Source organism: Paraburkholderia sp. BL17N1 (genome assembly GCF_003634175.1).
In the GTDB taxonomy this organism is placed as follows: Bacteria; Pseudomonadota; Gammaproteobacteria; order Burkholderiales; family Burkholderiaceae; genus Paraburkholderia.
The window spans coordinates 3,059,835-3,077,187 of sequence record NZ_RBIW01000002.1 but is presented as its reverse complement, the minus strand read 5'-3'; the positions used below and the strand labels follow the sequence as shown (position 1 = coordinate 3,077,187).

The following is a 17,353-nucleotide window of genomic DNA, read 5'->3' as shown; positions in this document are numbered from 1 at the left end:
GGTCGACGTAATTTAGGAGTTGTCGGATATTTCATCTGTCGCTGTCCCTATAGGGTGCTTGGGTTTTACCAAGTACAACCAATAGGGACAACCATGATAAGAAACAGAATTAAAGAGAGTCCGGCCGGGATCTTGGCCCGCCTGCTGGCCGCATTCATCCTGCTCATGATGGCGTTCGGCGCAAACGCCGCTGATTGCAATGCCGTGTGGGCAGCCACTGGCGCAAAGCCTGGCTCGCCCACCTGTCGGTGGGATGCTTACGCCGGCGTACCCGGCGGCATGCAGTACTACAACTGCGTGAGTTTGCCGCTTATCGACGCGTGGTGTGCCGCACCGGCGGATGATCAGCCCGAGGCCAGTTGTCCGGTTGCTGACCCGGTGTATCCCGGCAGCGGAGCGGTCATGTTGACGGAGGCTGATTTTGTCAGCGGTGACGACATTCCGATGCGTTTCGCGCGGACGTATCGTTCGAAGTCGCTGACAGCATCGGCGACGGCCATGGGGCCGGTCTGGTTCCATAGCTGGCAGCGTAACCTCGGACTAGCCAATGCCAATAACGGCAGCACGTCAACGGTGCTGGTCTATCGGGAGAATGGTGAGCCCATTACTTTCGTCTGGTCGGCTGGTACCTGGCGGACCAAGGCATTCACTGGTCTGGCACTGGCGCAGGCCGGATCTGGATGGACTCTCACCGACCTCAGCACAGAGACCGTTGAATCGTATTCCGGCCAAGGCGTGCTGCTGGCTGAACGCACGAAGACGGGCTTTGTTCGCACGCTGAGCTATGACGGTTCCGGTCTGCTGACCACTGTTACGCAGCATGCCGAAGGCACGGATGCCAATAAAGACATCACGCTACGGCTCGACTACGACGATAAGCGGCGTCTGTCGCGTCTCAATGATCCACTAGGTGGCCTGACTCAGTACGGGTACGACGCGAATAGCAATCTTGTTTCGGTCACGTGGCCGGATGGATACGTGCGCCGCTATGTCTATGACGACACGCGGTTCAAGAACGCATTGACCGGAGAGATCGACGAGGCGGGCAATCGCATTGCGACGTGGAGCTACGATGCTCAAGGTCGTGCGGTGGCGGTTAGTCATCCCAATGCTGGACAGAACGTGCAGTTAGCCTATAACGCGGGCTCGACGGTTATTACCGGTAGTAAAGGTTCCACCACGCTGAGTCTGTCGTCGATCGGCGGCATGCTCCGGCCGACCGGGAGCGCTTCGACCGCAGGCAATACGAACTCGGGGTGGGATGCGTCAGGCAATTTGCTGAAAGACACGGACGCCAGCGGCGGCACGTCCGAATACAGCTACGACGATACCGGGCGCCCGGTTCGTGCGACGGTGAAGAGTGCGGGCGGCACATCGATCACGACGATCCGTTACTACGACGCGAGCGGTCTGCGTCCGTCGATGATCGCATCGCCGAGGCTGATCCAGTCTTTCGTGTACGACGCGAACGGCAATGTCACAGGGATAAGTGAGACGCCGACGACTGACGCGACGGGTTCGAGCGCTTTCGATGCAGCGAAGGCCGATGGTGTGACGACCGCCTACGGCATGACTTACGACGCCAACAACCGGCTCGCGTTTGTGATGCAACTGGCGGACGGAAAGTCTGCGGCTCAGTGGAAGGTCAATCGTGACTCAACTGGCAATGCGTTCGCCATTATCGCGCTGGGAGACATTCCACAAGCGACTGAGTTCATCTCGCGCGACGCGGCACACCGTGTCCAGTACGGCTATAACCCAACGGGTGACTTTTATCTCCGTTATGACCGGCGTGGACGCATCGACAACTTCAAGTTCAACGAATACGCGAGTCCGGCGAACGGAGGAATTCGACGCGTGTTCAAGGCCAGATTCGGTTATTCGCCGGACGGACGGGTTACGTCGCGTACGGGTACGGTTGCCAAGGACGGCAGCGTTCTCGATCTGAACGATGGCACGGACATTCCGATCTCCAGCGAAGAAATCAATCAGTGGATCGATAACTATAACTATGGTGACTCGCCGGTGGGGCCGCCTGCGAATCTTCAGGGCGCGCCACGACTGCTTGGCGATAACTTCCTCGGAACGTCGACCGTTTGCAGTGGTTGTCATTTTTCGGCCGGGCTGATCGACGGCACGATCCGTGGTATCGCGATGGTCTATCGGCTGTTGCAGAACCCGGCTGTGCGCTATGGCATCGGGCAGGGCGCGAGAAAAGTAGCGCAAAACTGGGATCGCATCAAGCAGATGTGCAAGCCCGCCGCGGAGACGGAGGTGGATGGGATTCCGCCGGGGCGGATCAAGTCTGAGTATGAAGATATTACCGTCGGTGACAGCGTTCGTAATATCGAAACCGACGTAGGTAAGGCGGAGTTTGAGACAAACTTGCGCAATGACGGCTGGGAGCAAACGCTTAGCAAGGATGGCAGAATGGATATATTCACCAAGGATGGAAACCGCTATGGTGTTCGCGAACAGTCGAACCAAGGTCAGCCTACAGCGGATTATTTTCCTGCCGGTTCGAAAGGCGCAACCGTCAAAATCCGCTTGGGTGGCTTATGAGCAATATCGATTACATCAACGACCGCGAGACATTCACGCCACTTTGGCAGCGTGCACGTGAGTGTATGGAGCGGGTATCAGTCACCCCGGCCTCGGACTTGTTGCACTGTGACTCTTCTAACATTGCGACGCAGGTTTTCCACGACCTTATCCGGAGCATTGCGGCGTTCAACGGAACGGGAGAGTTCGCTGTTGTGGTTCTCAACCCGGACCCGTTCAACTACTTCAATATGCATTTCGGCAAGTACCCGGGATTCATAGTCGGAACGCAGCATACCGACGACGATTTTTTCGAAATACTGACGAGGGACCCCGGCGACAGTCCGGCTGATGCGATCGGTTTTTATTCGGAGCAGTATGCAGTCTTGCCCATATCGGGAGAATGGTTCTTCTACGCCGATCGAGGATGGGACGGCGGAACCGGCGTTCTCGGTGGTCCTCCGGCGGTGATGGAATTTGCTCGGCAACGTTTCGGGTTTTACGAGAATCCGGGTTGAGTTTTCTGATTTGCCACCGTTGTCGTGACGTGTGGTTGCCGTAGTGGAGCGCGTGTCCCGGTCAACAGATCCGGACACGCGCCGAAAGGGTAGCTGGCAAAGCTACGTCGAATCCCAACCTCAAATCGCCTGCGCCCGCCCCGGAAACGTCTCATCAAAATCCCCACTATCCTCTGCTTCCGCCGCCGTGCCTCTTTGCTCGCGATACATCATCGGCGGCAAACCGAATTGCTTGCGGAATTCGCGGCCCAGATGCGAAGCATCGGAAAACCCGCAACTCGACGCAATATCCGCCACCGTCTTATCCGAACTCGTCAACAACCACGCGGCGGTGCGCAACCGCACCTGCTTCGCGTAGGCCTGCGGCGCCTTGCCCGTTTCCGCTTTAAAAAGCCGTTCCAACTGACGCGGCGAAAGATCGAGCTTCCCCGCAAGCTCATCGAGCGACAGCGAGCGCCCCACATGCTGCTCCATCAGCAGAATCGCGCGCTTGACCTTGGGATGCGTGGCCGGCGCGAGCCCCGGCGGATGCGGCTGCGGCGCGTTGCCTTTCTGCATATCGTCGACGAGCAGAATACGCAGCGCCTTCTGCACCGTAGCGGTTTCAAAATGACGCAACAGGATCGCGGCGGCCACGTCGATCGACGCGCGTCCGCCGGAACACGTAATGCGCCGTCGGTCGATCACGAACAGCCGGTCCGCGATCAGCGCTTCCTCGTTCACCGACGGAAAGCGCTCGATGAAATCCCAGTAGTGAAACCAGCTCACGCAGATGCGGTAACCGTCGAGCACGCCCGCGCGCATCAACGAAAACACGCCCGTGCACATGCCGACGAGCGTTGCATCGGTGGCGGCGGCGCGGCGGATGAAAGCGAGCGTCGCGTCGTTCGCGGCCGGTCCGGAATGCAGCAGGCCGCCGACCACCACGACGTAATCGAACGGCTCGGCGCTGTCGAACGTCTCCCACGGCGTGATCTGGATACCGCAACTCGCGCGCACCGGAGCAAGGGTTTCCCCTATCACGCTCCATGAACAGCGCACAGGCTTGCTGAAATCGCCTTCGTCTGCGGACAGGCGCAGCAGGTCGACGAAACCCGAAAACGCCGTCAGCGTGAAGTTCGGCAACAGGATGATGCCGAAGCGGATGCGCTGCCTGGAGGTGCCGTCGATCGATCGAGGGGGAAGTGGTTCAGCGGAATTCATGCATGCAGCCAGCGAGCGAAAGGGTTGGATCAAGCATAGCACCGGGGACGGCGTCTGCCGCGTCCGGCCGTGCCGGCGGCACGACCGGCGCTGCGCCGCAGGCATCGTCAGCATCGCTAGCCACAAGCCGGACACATGTCGGAAATGCGTCAGAAGTCTTCGTAAATGCGCCGCGGACCTTTGCCGGCGCGTCCATTGACGCCACTATCCCACTGCGATGCCGTTTTTATTCTATCGGTTCAATTTGACCTGCGCTGCAATAGAGGCCAATCCACCCAAGGCATCGCAACGCACAAGGCACCCCATGAACGTCAGCGTCTTCGATCTGTTCAAGATCGGTATCGGTCCTTCAAGCTCGCACACCGTGGGGCCGATGATCGCTGCATGCCGCTTCGCCTCGCATATCGAAGACGCCAATCTGCTCGGCTTCGTGCGCAGCGTGAAAGCCGACCTGTTCGGCTCGCTCGGCGCGACCGGCAAGGGGCACGGCACGGACAAGGCGGTGCTGCTGGGACTCGAAGGCAATCTGCCCGACTCCATCGACCCGGACCTGATCGAGCCGCGCCTGCAAGCGATCCGTGCGTCCAGGCAACTGGTGCTGCTCGGCAAGCATCCCGTCAAATTCGACGAGCGCGAGCATCTGGGCTTTTTCCGCAAGCTGATGCCGGGCGCGCCGGGCTCGGGCATCGTGCATCCGAACGGCATGCGCTTTCAGGCCTTCGATGAAAACGGCCAGCTGCTGGTGGAGAAGGAGTATTACTCCGTCGGCGGCGGTTTCGTGGTGAATCGCGAAGGCGATCGCGTGAACGGCGTGCGCGCCGGCGCGGACGTGCCGTATCCGTTTCGCACCGGCGACGATCTGATGCGCGTCTGCCGTGAAAGCGGATTGTCGATCGCGCAGATCACCTTGCGCAACGAATGCGCGGCGCGTCCCGAGCAGGAAGTGCGCGAAGGCTTGCTGGCAATCTGGCGCACCATGTCCGCCTGCGTCGAGCGCGGCTGCAAGGTGCGCGGCGAGTTGCCCGGTCCGATGCACGTGAAGCGCCGCGCCGCGGATCTCTGCGGGCAATTGCGTTCGCGCTCGGAAGAGTCGCTGCGCGATCCGCTCTCCATGCTCGACTGGGTCAACCTCTACGCAATGGCCGTCAATGAAGAGAACGCAGCGGGCGGGCGCGTCGTCACCGCGCCGACCAACGGCGCGGCCGGTGTGATTCCCGCGGTGTTGCACTACTACGTGAAGTTCATGCATGCGTCGAACGACGAGGGCATCGTCAACTTCCTGCTGACGGCCGCGGCGATCGGCATCATCTACAAGGAAACGGCATCGATCTCGGGCGCCGAAGTGGGCTGCCAGGGCGAAGTCGGCGTGGCCTGCTCGATGGCCGCCGCGGCGCTCGCCGCCGTGATGGGCGGCACGCCGGCGCAAGTCGAAAACGCCGCCGAAATCGGCATGGAACACAACCTCGGCATGACCTGCGATCCGGTCGGCGGGCTCGTGCAGATTCCGTGCATAGAACGCAACGCAATGGGCGCGATCAAGGCGTTGAACGCCGCGCGCATGGCGATGAAGGGCGACGGCCAGCATTACGTGTCGCTCGACAACGTGATCAAGACGATGCGCGAAACCGGCGCCGATATGAAGACGAAATACAAGGAGACGTCGCGCGGCGGCTTGGCCGTGAACGTCATCGAGTGTTGAATCCCGTTTTATCAAACACGAAACACCAGCAAAGACAGCACCAACAAGGACCCACGATGAGCCGCTATTCGATATTCAGCCTGTTGCGCAACGGGATGTCGTATCACGAGAACTGGGAGCGACAGTGGAAGAGTCCCGAGCCCAAACGTGAATACGACGTCGTGATCGTCGGCGGCGGCGGGCACGGTCTTGCCACCGCGTACTACCTCGCCAAGGAACATGGCGTGCGCAATGTCGCTGTCCTGGAGAAGGGCTGGATCGGCGGCGGCAATACGGCGCGCAATACGACCATCGTGCGCTCGAACTATCTGTGGGACGAGTCGGCTGCGCTCTATGAGAAAGCGATGAAACTGTGGGAAGGGCTCTCGCAGGACCTGAACTACAACGTCATGTTCAGCCAGCGCGGCGTGATGAACCTCGCGCATACGTTGCAGGATGTGCGCGACACCGAGCGCCGCGTGAATGCGAACCGGCTGAACGGCGTGGACGCCGAATTTCTGACGCCTGCGCAGATCAAGGAAATCGAGCCGACTATCAATCTGAACAGCCGCTATCCGGTACTCGGCGCGTCGATTCAGCGGCGCGGCGGCGTGGCGCGTCACGATGCGGTGGCCTGGGGCTTCGCGCGCGGCGCGGATCAGGCCGGCGTCGATATCGTGCAGAACTGCCAGGTCACGGGCATTCGCCGCAACGGCAGCCAGGTGACCGGCGTGGACACCACCAAGGGTTTCATCAAGGCGAAGAAAGTTGCGATCGTGGCGGCGGGCAATACCTCGACGCTTGCCGACATGGCCGGCGTGCGGCTGCCGCTGGAGAGCCATCCGTTGCAGGCGCTGGTGTCGGAACCGATCAAGCCGGTGGTCAACACGGTGGTGATGTCGAACGCGGTGCACGCGTACATCAGCCAGTCCGACAAGGGCGATCTGGTGATCGGCGCGGGCGTGGACCAGTACACGGGTTTTGGACAGCGCGGCAGTTTCCAGATTATCGAAGGCACGCTTGAGGCCATTGTCGAAATGTTTCCGGTGTTCTCACGAGTGCGGATGAACCGCCAGTGGGGCGGCATCGTGGACGTGTCGCCGGACGCGTGCCCGATCATCAGCAAGACCGACGTGAAAGGGCTGTACTTCAACTGCGGTTGGGGCACCGGTGGCTTCAAGGCGACGCCGGGTTCCGGATGGGCCTACGCGCACACCATTGCGAAGGATGAGCCGCATCCGTTGAACGCGGCTTTTTCGCTGGAGCGTTTCTATACCGGCCACCTGATCGACGAACACGGCGCCGCCGCTGTTGCCCACTAACGCCACGCACTGCGACGAGGAAAAACCAATGCTATTGATCGAATGCCCGTGGTGCGGGCCGCGCGCCGAAACCGAATTTTCCTGCGGCGGCGAAGCGGACATTGCCCGTCCGCTCGACACCGACAAACTCACCGACAAGGAATGGGGCGACTACCTGTTCATGCGCAAGAACCCGCGCGGCGTGCATCGCGAGCAATGGATGCACACGCAAGGCTGCCGCCGCTGGTTCAAGGCGCAGCGCGACACGGTGAGCTACGAGATCCAGGGCTACGAGACGTTCGAGCGTCCGTTGCTCGCCATGGACAGCGCCGAGGCTAACACGCAAAGCACGGCACAAAACAAGGCACAAGAGGGCAAGGCATCATGAGCCAGAAAGACCGACTCCCCAACGGCGGCCGCATCAATCGCGCCCAGCCGCTGACGTTCACCTTCAACGGCCGGCAGTACCAGGGCTATCAGGGCGACACGCTGGCATCGGCGCTGCTCGCGAACGGCGAGCATTTCGTCGCGCGCAGCTGGAAATACCATCGGCCGCGCGGCATCGTCACGGCGGGTGTGGAAGAGCCGAATGCCGTCGTGCAACTCGAAACCGGCGCGTACACAGTGCCGAATGCGCGTGCGACTGAGGTCGAGTTGTATCAAGGACTGGTCGCCACCAGCGTGAACGCGAAGCCGAGCATCGAGAAAGACCGCATGGCGGTCAACCAGAAGTTCGCACGCTTCATTCCGGCCGGCTTCTACTACAAGACCTTCATGTGGCCGCGCAAATTCTGGCCTAAATACGAAGAAGTGATCCGCGACGCCGCCGGTCTCGGCAAGGCGCCGGAACACACGGACGCGGATCGCTACGACAAGTGCTTTGCGCATTGCGACGTGCTGGTGGTGGGCGGCGGCCCGACCGGCCTCGCGGCTGCACACGCTGCGGCATTGTCCGGCGCGCGCGTGACGCTGGTCGACGATCAGCCGGAACTCGGCGGCTCGCTGCTGTCGTGCCGCGCGGAGATCGACGGCAAGCCCGCACTGTACTGGGTGCAGAAGATCGAAGACGAACTGCGGCAGATGCCCGAAGTGAAGATCCTGTGCCGCAGCACGGCATTCGGCTATCAGGACCACAACCTCGTGACGGTGACGCAGCGGCTCACCGAACATTTGCCGGTGTCGCAGCGCAAGGGCACGCGCGAACTGATGTGGAAGATTCGCGCGAAACGCGTGATTCTCGCGACCGGCGCGCACGAGCGTCCCATCGTGTTCGGCAACAACGATCTGCCGGGCGTGATGCTGGCATCGGCCGTATCGACCTATCTGCATCGCTATGCGGTGCTGCCGGGCCGCAACGCGGTGGTGTTCACCAATAACGACGACGGCTATCAATGCGCGCTCGATCTGAAAGCAGCCGGCGCCCAGGTGACAGTGGTCGATCCGCGCGCGAGCGAATCGAAGGGCACGCTGCCCGCTTTGGCACGCCGCTACGGCGTCAAGGTGATGAACGGTGTCGTGATCACGGCGGCGCACGGCAAACTGCGTGTGGCGTCGGTGGATCTCGCGTCGTATTCGAACGGACAGGTCGGTGCGAAGCAGAGCGAGCTCGCCTGCGATCTGCTCGCCATGTCCGGCGGCTGGAGCCCGGTGCTGCATCTGTTCGCGCAATCGGGCGGCAAGGCGCACTGGCATGACGAGAAGGCCTGCTTCGTGCCGGGCAAGGCGATGCAGCCGGAGACGAGCGTCGGCGCCTGCGCCGGCGACTTTACCTTGGGTCAGGGCATCCGCTTTGCAGTCGATGCCGGCATCGACGCGGCGCGCGCGGCGGGCTTCATTGTCGCGCGGCCGAATCCGGTGCAGGTGGCCGAGATCACGGAAGCGAAGATGTTGCCGCTGTGGCTCGTCGGCGGCCGCGAGATGGCCACGCGCGGGCCGAAGCAGTTCATCGATTTCCAGAACGACGTGTCGGCCGCGGACATTTTTCTCGCGGCGCGCGAGGGCTTCGAATCGGTCGAGCACGTGAAGCGCTATACGGCGATGGGTTTCGGCACCGACCAGGGCAAGCTCGGCAACATCAACGGCATGGCGATTCTCGCGCAGGCGCTCGGCAAGACGATTCCCGAGACCGGCACCACGACCTTCCGTCCGAACTACACGCCCGTCACCTTCGGCACGTTCGCCGGCCGCGAGCTGGGCGAGTTTCTCGATCCGGTGCGCAAGACGGCGGTGCACGAATGGCATGTGGAAAACGGCGCGGCTTTCGAGGACGTCGGCAACTGGAAGCGTCCGTGGTACTACCCGAAAGCGGGCGAAGACATGCACGCGGCAGTAGCGCGCGAATCGCTCGCGGTGCGCACGAGCGTCGGCATTCTCGATGCTTCCACGCTCGGCAAGATCGACATACAGGGCCCCGATTCGGCGAAGCTCCTCAACTGGGTCTACACGAATCCGTGGAGCAAGCTGGAGGTCGGCAAGTGCCGCTACGGCCTGATGCTCGACGAGAACGGCATGATCTTCGACGACGGCGTGACCGTGCGCCTCGCCGACCAGCACTACATGATGACGACCACCACCGGCGGCGCGGCGCGCGTGCTGACGTGGCTCGAACGCTGGCTGCAGACCGAATGGCCGGACCTGCGCGTGCGGCTCGCGTCGGTGACGGATCATTGGGCGACCTTCGCCGTGGTCGGTCCGAACAGCCGCAAGGTACTGCAGAAGGTCTGCCAGGACATCGACTTCGCGAACGCGGCGTTCCCGTTCATGAGCTATCGCGAAGGCACGGTGGCGGGCGCGGCTTCGCGTGTGATGCGCATCAGCTTCTCGGGCGAACTGGCTTATGAAGTGAACGTGCCGGCGAACGTCGGGCGAGCGGTGTGGGAAGCGTTGATGGCGGCGGGCGCGGAGTTCGACATCACGCCGTACGGCACCGAAACCATGCACGTGCTGCGGGCGGAGAAGGGCTACATCATCGTCGGCCAGGATACGGACGGCTCGATGACGCCGTACGACCTCGGCATGGGCGGGCTCGTCGCGAAGTCGAAGGACTTTCTCGGCAAGCGTTCGCTGACCCGCTCGGACACCGCGAAGGCAGGGCGCAAGCAACTGGTCGGCCTGCTCTCGGACGATCCGTCGTTCGTGATACCCGAAGGCTCGCAGATCGTCGCGGGTCCATTCCAGGGCGAGACGGCGGCGATGCTCGGCCACGTCACGTCGAGCTATTACAGCCCGATCCTGAAGCGTTCGATCGCGATGGCGGTCGTCAAGGGCGGTCTCGACAAGATCGGCGAAACGGTCACGATTCCGCTTTCGAGCGGCAAACAGATTGCAGCGAAGGTCACCAGTTCGGTGTTCTACGACAGCGAAGGAGCACGTCAACATGTGGAATGAAACGAGAGGGACGGCGTCGGTCGTGGATCGTGCTGTCGGCAAACAGACCGGCGTGTGGCAGGAGTCGCCGCTGGTCGGCACGGACGCGCTGCTGAAAAAGCATCAGGCGACGGCCAACGCGGCGTTCAGATTGAACGAGCGGCCGTTTCTGGAACTCGTGAACGTGCGCGGCGATACGCGTGACGCCGCATTCGTGCGCGCCTTTGAAAGCGTGCTCGGCTGCCGTCCGCCTGAAAAGGCGAACACGGTGGCGCGCGGCAACGGCTACGACGTAATGTGGCTCGGTCCCGACGAGTGGCTGGTGCGCTCGGCCACCGCGCACGACGCGACGCGCACTGCGCCGTTGCAGGCGAAACTCGGCGCGGCGTTCGCGGGCGTGTTCGCTTCGGCGGTGGATATCGGCAGCGGCTATACGGTGCTCGAAATCAGCGGCACGCGCACGCGTGAAGTGCTGTCGCGCGGTTGCCCGCTCGACCTGCATCCCAAGCTGTTCGGCGAAGGGCAGTGCGCGCAGAGCCATTATTTCAAGGCATCGATGACACTCCTGCCTACCGGCGCGAGCAGTTTCGATATCGTCGTGCGCCGCAGCTTCGCGGACTACTTCGTGAAGATGATGCTCGACGCAGCCGAGCCGCTGATGTCGTAAGGCGCGGCGAGCGGTCCTGTCCGAACCGCTCGCGCGTTTCATCCCTCGGTATTCGCCATGACGTCGACACGTCTAGCCACCGCGCGCCTCACCGAGCGCGCGTGCCACGAAGGCGATGCCCATGCCGCGCTCGCGCTGCTCGATCAGAGCATCGTGCTGCGGCATCGGCGCATTGCGTTGATCCGTTATCTTCTCGCGCAGCAACTCGGCGCGCCGTTGCAGGCGCGTCATCATGAATACGTCGAACGAATCGCCGCACGGTTGAGCGCGGATGCGCTCGCGCGCATTGCCGGCGCCGCGCGGGCGCGTCTGCGGGCCTGAGCGTCTCTATCGCCGCCGCCGTCGCCGCGCATGGAGCGGCGCACCCGTTCCATCCCGATGACGTATTTCTTCTATGTGGCCGATTTATGTCGGCGTCTACTGAAAACACTCAGGAGTACCCACGCGGCAAGCGCCGCATCCACCAGGGGATGACATGTCCACCGCCTATCCGCCGCGCGCGAGCGCTGCTGCCCGACTCGAACGACTGCCGTTCTCCGGTTATCACCGGACCATTTTTATCATCATCGCCATCGCGTTCTTTTTCGATTCCGTCGATCTCGGCACGATGACCTTCGTGCTCGGTTCGATCAAGACGGAATTCGGCTTATCGACAGCAACGGCGGGGCTGGTGGCCAGCGCGAGTTTCTTCGGCATGGTGATCGGCGCGGCGATCGCGGGATTGCTGGCGGATCGCTTCGGACGCCGGCCTGTGTTTCAGTGGAGCATGGTGTTGTGGGGGCTCGCGTCGTATCTGTGCTCGACGGCGCAGAGCGTGGAAGCGTTGATCTTTTATCGCGTGCTGCTTGGCTTCGGCATGGGCATGGAGTTTCCGATTGCGCAGACGTTGTTGTCGGAGTTCGTGCCGGCTGCGTCGCGCGGCCGTCTGATCGCGCTGATGGATGGTTTCTGGCCGCTCGGCTTCATTACCTCGGGCGTGGTGTCGTACTTCGTCTTGCCGGCGTTCGGCTGGCGCACGGAGTTCGCGCTTCTCGCGATTCCTGCTGTATTCGTGTTGATCGTGCGTCGCGTCGTGCCGGAGTCGCCGCGCTGGCTCGAACATCGCGGACGCCTCCATGAAGCGGACAAGATTCTCGCCGAGGTCGAAGTGAAGGTGATGAAGGCGGCCGGGCTGAGCCAGTTGCGCGCGCCCGTCATGCTTGCAGAACCGCCGGCCGCCAAGGGCACGGGGGCGTTCCGCGAGATATGGAGCATGGCTTACCGGCGTCGCACGATCATGGTGTGGACGCTATGGTTCTTCGCGCTGCTCGGTTTCTATGGGCTGACGTCGTGGCTCGGCGCGCTGATGCAGCAGGCTGGCTTTGCGGTGACGAAGTCGGTGCTGTACACGGTGCTGATTTCGCTCGGCGGGATTCCCGGCTTCATTTGCGCGGCGTGGCTGGTCGAACGTTGGGGGCGCAAGCCGACTTGCATCGCGTCGCTCGCGGGCAGCGCGGTGATGGTCTACGTCTATGGACAAACCGCGCTGCACGCGCAGACGCCGACCTTGCTGATCTGCGCCGGGCTGGCAATGCAGTTCTTTCTGTTCGCGATGTGGGCGGTGCTGTACACCTACACGCCGGAGCTGTATGGAACCGGTGCGCGGGCGACGGGTTCGGGCTTCGCGTCGGCGATCGGCCGCGTGGGTTCGCTGATCGGACCTTATGTTGTGGGCGTGGTGTTGCCGATGTTCGGCCAGGGCGGCGTGTTCTCGCTCGGCGCGATGTGTTTTGTGATCGCGGCGGCGGCGGTGTGGCTTTTGGGCATCGAGACGCGTGGGTTGGCGCTCGAGACGCTGGTGTCGGAGGCGGTTGAGACGGATGCGCGAGGGGGGGTGAGTCCGGTGCGGGAGTGAAGACTATTGCCTGCGGATAGCGCGCACCATGACGCCGTTCCAACCGAATGCGACACGGTTATCGGCCATGCGGAAAACGGCCGTACAGTTCGCGCTGTCCAGCAACGCGGTGCGCGCAGGCAGGCCGACATCCGGCGGGTCGACGTCGTAAAGTTCTTTCAACTTCGCGGCGCTGTCCACCTCACTGACCACAAAGCCGTTATGCGGCGTGCAGTTCTGGTTATTGAACTCGATACGCGTTGGCGAGATCGTCAAAACCTTCCCGAGGATCCGCCTCGCCTCAGGGATACCCGCCGAGACAGGGGAATAGGACACGACATCAGTCACCACCCATTTGCCCGCGAATTCCGCCGCAGACGGTGTTGTCTCCGACGCGCCCTGTTGCGCGCCAGCGAGTCCGGTCGAGAGAATCAGCGCGATGGCCGCGCCCAACTGACGGGCTTTCATTGCGCGGGCTGCCGGAATGGAGCGGACTCGCGCATGGATGGCCCCTAGTGAGCTAACGTACCGATGCCCCATGTGCAATTGCCGTTCGCCGGCGCATCAGTGTAGTACCGCATCACAACGCCCTCGTTGAATCGTAAGGCTGCATAGCCGGCTGCACTCATCCGCATGCTGTCATTGGCACCGGGCATTCTCCACCTCCTCAAAAACGGGGACGAGTATAGAAGGCGATGCGCGTGCGATAACACCTATCAAAATGGATAGGTAACGTGATACGGGAGCGGCAGCCACCCCGATCCTCATTTTCTAATTCAATTCCGAGCGCGAATATTAAACGGCTTCCCAGGGACCCAGGCCCACGTCGCCAACACTTTCGCGCCCGCGGGTCCGGCGCTCGTCACATGAACGACGTTCGCCGGCATCCGGTAACTTTCCCCGGCGTGGACCACTTGCGCGGGTCGCCCCTCGACCTGCACCGTGACTTCACCTTCGAGCACATAGGCGACCTCTGGCCCGGTTGCCTTGTGCTTCGGCTTGGCGGCATCGGGAGGGAATTCGGCTATGCCCATGCCCATTTCGCGATCGGTTCCCGGAACGGGGACGCGTTGAAGCACCGCGGTCTCCTTGGCATCGGGCGCCTTTTCGCCGGCATTGGCCGAAGGCGGATTCATGAGGACCGCAACGACCAACGGCACGCAACGCAAGCTGTTCATGATCGAGTCGCCCCTCTTCAATGCGGGGCCTCAGCAAGCGCCGTCAGAATCTTATAAGCAGCAGCCACCCGATCCTCGTTCGGGAAGTTCTTGTTGGTCAGCAGCACAATGCCCAACTGCTTCTCGGGCACAAAAGCCACGTACGCGCCGAACCCATTGGTCGAACCGGCCTTGTTGATCCACACGTTTGACCGAGGCGCGAGCGGCGGCTTGATCTCGACCGTGGGCGTCGCCTTTAAAGCCATCGCCGATGAATTGCCCGCCAGCAATGTCTTCAGCGCGACCGGATACGCGTATTGCTCCCAGATCAGATCCTGGGTCAGCACACCTGCCTTGAAGTAGCCGGTGTGCGTATTCGTGATCGCGCGTTGCAACTTTGCATCGAGTGGGAGCAGATTCATGTTGGCCTGCATGAAGCGCGTCATGTCGGCGGCGGTGGATTTGACGCCGTAGGCTTCGGCGGACAGCACGCCGGGTGCCATGCGGATCGGCGCACCGTCTTTCTTGTAGCCTTGCGCGTAGTCCGGCATCCGTGCTGTCGGTACGTCGATATAACTGTTCTTCAAACCCAGTGCAGGAAACATGCGCTGTTCCATCAACGCCGTGAAATCCTGCCCCATACTCTTTGCGGTAATCAATCCAAGCGTGCCGATCCCGGGATTAGCGTAAGTCCGGCACGTGCCCGGCGCGCAACTGGGCTGCCATGCCTTGAAATACTGCATGAGTTCGTCGTTGTTATTGATGTCGTCCGGCACCTGCAATGGCAGCCCACCGGGCGTATGCGTGCCCAGATTGATCAGTTTCACGTTGCCAAACTGACTGCCCTGAAGCACGGGCAGATACTTGCTCGTCGGAGCCGACAGGGAAAGATCGCCGCTGACCTGCGCATACGAAGCCAGCGTCGCCGTGAAGGTCTTGCTGATCGAGCCGAGTTCGAACAGCGTGTCGCGCGCCACGGGTTTGCCGGTCTTCGTCGACGCCACGCCGTAGTTGTACACATAAGGCTTGCCCTCGACGATGACACCGACCGCCATGCCATGAATACCGTCTTTCGCCATGAGCGGCTGGATCGCCGCGTCGACCGTCCGTTTAATGCTGTCTTGCGTGGTATCGGCTGCGTGGCTCATGAGAGCGCTCAACGCAAAGACCACGGTCGCCGTTAGGCTAAAGGCTTTGAACTTCATCTCTCGCGTTTCCTGGGTTGTCTGTCGGCGGAGGCGCTCCAAAAGATTCTTTGAAACGCCTTGAGGCCGCACTATCCGGCTTTTGCCAGACACTGACAATCGAGGATAAGTTGCGCGCGGGTAAAGAAAATCTTATGCGCGGACAACGGCGTCACGTCAAACCGTAGCGGTCTCCCGTTTTCTCGACGCCACGCCATTCGCCACGAAGTAGGGCGTATCCACCCGCGCCAGCGGTTCGCGTCCGCGAATCCGGTCGGCGATCTTCTCGGCCAGCATGATGGTCGGCGCATTCAGATTGCCGGTCGTGATGCGCGGCATGATCGACGCGTCCACCACCCGCAGCGCTTCCATGCCGTGCACGCGGCCCTCGTTATCGACCACGGCCATATCGTCGTAGCCCATCTTGCACGAACACGACGGATGAAACGCCGTCTCCGCGCGCATGCGCACGAACGTGTCGAGTTGCTCGTCGGTGGTCAGTTCGGCGCCGGGATTCAGTTCGCGGCCGCGATAACGGTCGAGCGCCGGTTGCCGCATGATCTCGCGCGTGATGCGGATGCCGTCGCGGAACTCGCGCCAGTCGAGCGGATCGGCCATGTAGTTGAACAGGATGCTCGGATGCGCGTTCGGATCGCGCGACGTGAGCTTCACGCGGCCGCGGCTCGGCGAGCGCATCGAACCGACGTGTGCCTGGAAGCCGTGCATCTTGATGGCGTTCGAACCGTTGTAATTGATCGCGACCGGCAGGAAGTGATATTGAATGTTCGGCCACAGATCGTCATCGCGCGTGCGGATAAAGCCGCCTGCCTCGAACTGATTGCTCGCGCCGATTCCCGTGCCCTTGACCAGCCATTCGAGTCCGATAGCCGGTTGATTCCACCACTGCAACGCCGGATAAAGCGAAACCGGCTCCTTGCACTCGTACTGGATATACATCTCCAGATGGTCCTGCAGGTTCTCGCCGACACCTGGCAGATCGTGAACGAGCGGCACGTCGAGTTCGCGCAGCCACGTGGAGCGGCCCACACCCGAGCGTTGCAGCAACTGCGGCGACGCGATCGCGCCGCTGCACACGAGCACCTCGCGGCGTGCCTGCGCATTCACCGCATTGCCGTGATGCAGATACGCGACGCCGACCGCGCGCTTGCCGGAGAACAGCACGCGATCCGTCACGGCATGCGTGACGATGGTGAGATTCGGCCGCGCTTTCGCGCGATCCAGATAACCGCGCGCCGTGCTGGCGCGCCGGCCGTTCGCCGTGACCGTGCGATCCATCGGGCCGAAGCCTTCCTGTTGATAGCCGTTCAGGTCGTCGGTGCGTGGAAAGCCGGCCTGCACACCGGCTTCGACCATCGCGGCGAAGAGCGGATTATTGCCGGGCTTGCTGGTGGTCACGTGCACCGGGCCGTCGCCGCCGTGATAGGCGTTCGCGCCCGCATCGCGCGTTTCGGCCTTGCGGAAATACGGCAGACAATCCAGATAGGTCCAATTTTCCAGACCGGCGTGCGCGGCCCATCCGTCGTAATCGAGCGCATTGCCGCGGATATAGCACATGCCGTTGATCAGCGACGATCCGCCGAGCCCCTTGCCGCGCCCGCATTCCATGCGCCGGTTGTTCATGTGCGGCTCGGGGTCCGTTTCGTACGCCCAGTTGTAGCGCCGCCCTTGCAGCGGAAAGGCGAGCGCGGCCGGCATCTGCGTGCGGAAGTCGAAGCGGTAGTCGGGGCCGCCTGCTTCGAGCAGCAGCACGGTCACGTCCGCGTCTTCGGTCAGACGCGAGGCGAGCACGTTGCCCGCCGAACCCGCGCCCACGATGATGTAGTCGTATTCGTTCGCAGCCATCG

14 protein-coding genes and 1 pseudogene are annotated in these 17,353 nt (G+C 62.2%); 9 read left to right on the top strand and 6 right to left on the bottom strand.

What is annotated here, in order from left to right:
- The first annotated feature begins 93 nt into the window (after window positions 1-93).
- Together B0G82_RS33740 and B0G82_RS33735 are read left to right on the top strand one after the other, a co-directional pair.
- Window positions 94-2,562, top strand: coding sequence for a DUF6531 domain-containing protein (locus B0G82_RS33740; protein WP_121310419.1), 2,469 nt, complete (start codon window positions 94-96; stop codon window positions 2,560-2,562).
- A complete protein-coding gene (locus B0G82_RS33735; RefSeq protein ID WP_121310418.1) occupies window positions 2,559-3,059 on the top strand; it encodes a hypothetical protein in 501 nt (166 codons plus the stop codon). Before B0G82_RS33740 ends, B0G82_RS33735 begins: the two co-directional genes overlap by 4 nt.
- Window positions 3,060-3,179: 120 nt before the next feature.
- Here the strand turns inward: B0G82_RS33735 and B0G82_RS33730 are convergent, their stop codons facing one another.
- Complete coding sequence (locus B0G82_RS33730; RefSeq protein WP_116121517.1) at window positions 3,180-4,262, bottom strand: GlxA family transcriptional regulator; 1,083 nt, start codon at window positions 4,260-4,262, stop codon at window positions 3,180-3,182.
- Window positions 4,263-4,566: 304 nt separating this feature from the next.
- On the opposite strand from B0G82_RS33730, the gene B0G82_RS33725 reads away from it, so the two are divergent.
- The 7 genes from B0G82_RS33725 to B0G82_RS33695 all read left to right on the top strand — a co-directional run bounded on the left by B0G82_RS33725 (window position 4,567) and on the right by B0G82_RS33695 (window position 13,168).
- Window positions 4,567-5,961 (top strand): L-serine ammonia-lyase, encoded by a 1,395-nt coding sequence (locus B0G82_RS33725; RefSeq protein WP_121310417.1) that lies wholly within the window; start codon window positions 4,567-4,569, stop codon window positions 5,959-5,961.
- A 56-nt stretch (window positions 5,962-6,017) separates the two neighbouring features.
- A complete protein-coding gene (locus tag B0G82_RS33720; RefSeq protein WP_106280856.1) occupies window positions 6,018-7,262 on the top strand; it encodes a sarcosine oxidase subunit beta family protein in 1,245 nt (414 codons plus the stop codon).
- A 28-nt stretch (window positions 7,263-7,290) separates the two neighbouring features.
- Complete coding sequence (locus B0G82_RS33715; protein ID WP_116144530.1) at window positions 7,291-7,629, top strand: sarcosine oxidase subunit delta; 339 nt, start codon at window positions 7,291-7,293, stop codon at window positions 7,627-7,629.
- Window positions 7,626-10,628: a sarcosine oxidase subunit alpha family protein gene (locus B0G82_RS33710; protein ID WP_121310416.1), complete on the top strand. Its 3,003-nt coding sequence runs from the start codon at window positions 7,626-7,628 to the stop codon at window positions 10,626-10,628. Before B0G82_RS33715 ends, B0G82_RS33710 begins: the two co-directional genes overlap by 4 nt.
- On the top strand, window positions 10,618-11,274 hold the full coding sequence (locus tag B0G82_RS33705) for a sarcosine oxidase subunit gamma (RefSeq protein WP_121310415.1): 657 nt from the start codon (window positions 10,618-10,620) through the stop codon (window positions 11,272-11,274). The genes B0G82_RS33710 and B0G82_RS33705 overlap by 11 nt, the downstream gene beginning before the upstream one ends.
- A gap of 57 nt (window positions 11,275-11,331) precedes the next feature.
- Complete coding sequence (locus B0G82_RS33700) at window positions 11,332-11,595, top strand: hypothetical protein (RefSeq protein ID WP_116121511.1); 264 nt, start codon at window positions 11,332-11,334, stop codon at window positions 11,593-11,595.
- Window positions 11,596-11,749: 154 nt separating this feature from the next.
- Window positions 11,750-13,168, top strand: a complete 1,419-nt coding sequence (locus B0G82_RS33695; RefSeq protein ID WP_121310414.1) for an MFS transporter — start codon at window positions 11,750-11,752, stop codon at window positions 13,166-13,168.
- Between the two features lie 3 nt (window positions 13,169-13,171).
- Here B0G82_RS33695 and B0G82_RS33690 read toward each other — a convergent pair whose 3' ends face one another.
- From B0G82_RS33690 to betA, 5 genes and pseudogenes are all read right to left on the bottom strand, one after another.
- Entirely contained in the window at window positions 13,172-13,600 is a 429-nt protein-coding gene (locus tag B0G82_RS33690; protein WP_241974950.1) for a hypothetical protein, read from the bottom strand.
- A 62-nt stretch (window positions 13,601-13,662) separates the two neighbouring features.
- Window positions 13,663-13,803: pseudogene (locus tag B0G82_RS40780) on the bottom strand (lysozyme); the annotation flags it as partial.
- A gap of 120 nt (window positions 13,804-13,923) precedes the next feature.
- Window positions 13,924-14,325, bottom strand: a complete 402-nt coding sequence (locus B0G82_RS33680) for a cupin domain-containing protein (protein ID WP_121310412.1) — start codon at window positions 14,323-14,325, stop codon at window positions 13,924-13,926.
- Window positions 14,326-14,342: 17 nt separating this feature from the next.
- The gene (ampC, locus tag B0G82_RS33675) at window positions 14,343-15,509 is read right to left on the bottom strand and encodes a class C beta-lactamase (protein ID WP_121310411.1); all 1,167 of its coding nucleotides are present in this window, start codon (window positions 15,507-15,509) and stop codon (window positions 14,343-14,345) included.
- Between the two features lie 156 nt (window positions 15,510-15,665).
- Window positions 15,666-17,351, bottom strand: a complete 1,686-nt coding sequence (gene betA / locus B0G82_RS33670) for a choline dehydrogenase (protein WP_121310410.1) — start codon at window positions 17,349-17,351, stop codon at window positions 15,666-15,668.
- Window positions 17,352-17,353: the final 2 nt, after the last annotated feature.